Consider the following 1,244-nt stretch of genomic DNA (forward strand, 5'->3'; position numbering starts at 1 on the left):
GCGGCCGCGCGGACGCGCCGCCGCAAAGCGCCCCCACCCTGTCGCCGCTAACCCGCCGACATCCCTCCCCACTTCGGGGAGGGAGAATGCGGCCTAGTTCTGCGGCGCCGTCGGGCTGACCACCGCCGGAGCCGTGGGAACCGTCGGGGCCGGCACGGTCCGTTCGATCACCACCGGTTCCGCCGCCTGCGCCTCCGCCGTGCGCGCTTCAGCGGCGGCGCGCGCCGCATCGGCCCGGGCGATATCGACGCTGGCCTGGGCGCCCGCGACCTGGCCGGCGACGGCGGCGCGATCGGCCTGGGCCTGGGCGGCGACCGCGTCCGCCTGGGCTTCCAGCAGGGCGTCCTCCGTCGCCGGGGTCGGCGCGCGCGAGAACAGGATCCACAGCACGGCGATCAGCACGAGGCCGCCGAGGATGCCGGCGATCCACCAGCCGGTGTTCGACTCCCTGACCACGACCGTCTCCACGGTTTCGATCACGGGGCCGCGCGTCACGACGGTTTCGCGGACGGGGTCTAGGTCAGGGTCGTGCTGGGTCACAGGGGCATCCTCCGGTTATGTGACCGGAACACCCCCGCCGGGCGGCTGTTCCGCCGTTAACCCACCCGTCTCAACACCAGCGCGCTCCACGCATCGCGGTGGATGCGGCGCTCCAGCACGAAGCCGCGCGACAGATAGGCCGCCGTCACCCGGCGTTCCTGCGTCCGCAGCAGGCCGGACAGGATGGCCACCCCGCCCAGCTTCAGCGCCTCCTTGATGTCCTGCGACAGGCTGACCAGCGGCGGGGCCAGGATGTTGGCGAAGACCAGGTCGTACGGCCCCTGCCCGCGCACCTTGCGGTCGTTCAGGCCGAAGGCGTGCACGAAGCGGGCGTCGGCCTGGTTCAGTTTGGCGTTCTCATTGGCGATGCGGACGGAGGGCGCATCGATATCGGTGCCCACGGCGACCTTCGATCCGGCCCGGGCCGCCGCGATGGCCAGCACGCCGGTGCCGCAGCCCACGTCCAGCACCCGTTCGAAGCTTTCCTTCTTCAGCAGTTCGTCGAAGGCCAGAAGGCAGCCGACGGTCGTGCCGTGGTGGCCCGTGCCGAAGGCGGCGCCCGCATCGATCTTCAGATTGATCTTGTTGACCGGCACGCGGCCCTGATCGTGGGCGCCGTAGACGAAGAAGCGCCCCGCCTCGACCGGCGGCAGGCCCGACAGGGACATGGCCAGCCAGTCGGCGTCGGCCAGCTTCTCGACCAC

At 71.7% G+C, this 1,244-nt stretch carries 2 protein-coding genes; both read right to left on the bottom strand.

What is annotated here, in order from left to right; translation table 11 throughout:
- Positions 1-93: 93 nt before the first annotated feature.
- Positions 94-540, bottom strand: coding sequence for a hypothetical protein (locus Q0C81_RS17280; RefSeq protein ID WP_291840920.1), 447 nt, complete (start codon positions 538-540; stop codon positions 94-96).
- Positions 541-596: 56 nt separating this feature from the next.
- A partial coding sequence (locus Q0C81_RS17285; protein ID WP_291840922.1) for a 50S ribosomal protein L11 methyltransferase occupies positions 597-1,244 on the bottom strand: 648 nt, incomplete at its 5' end.

It is taken from the genome of Brevundimonas sp., from assembly GCF_023259385.1.
Taxonomy (GTDB): domain Bacteria; phylum Pseudomonadota; class Alphaproteobacteria; order Caulobacterales; family Caulobacteraceae; genus Brevundimonas.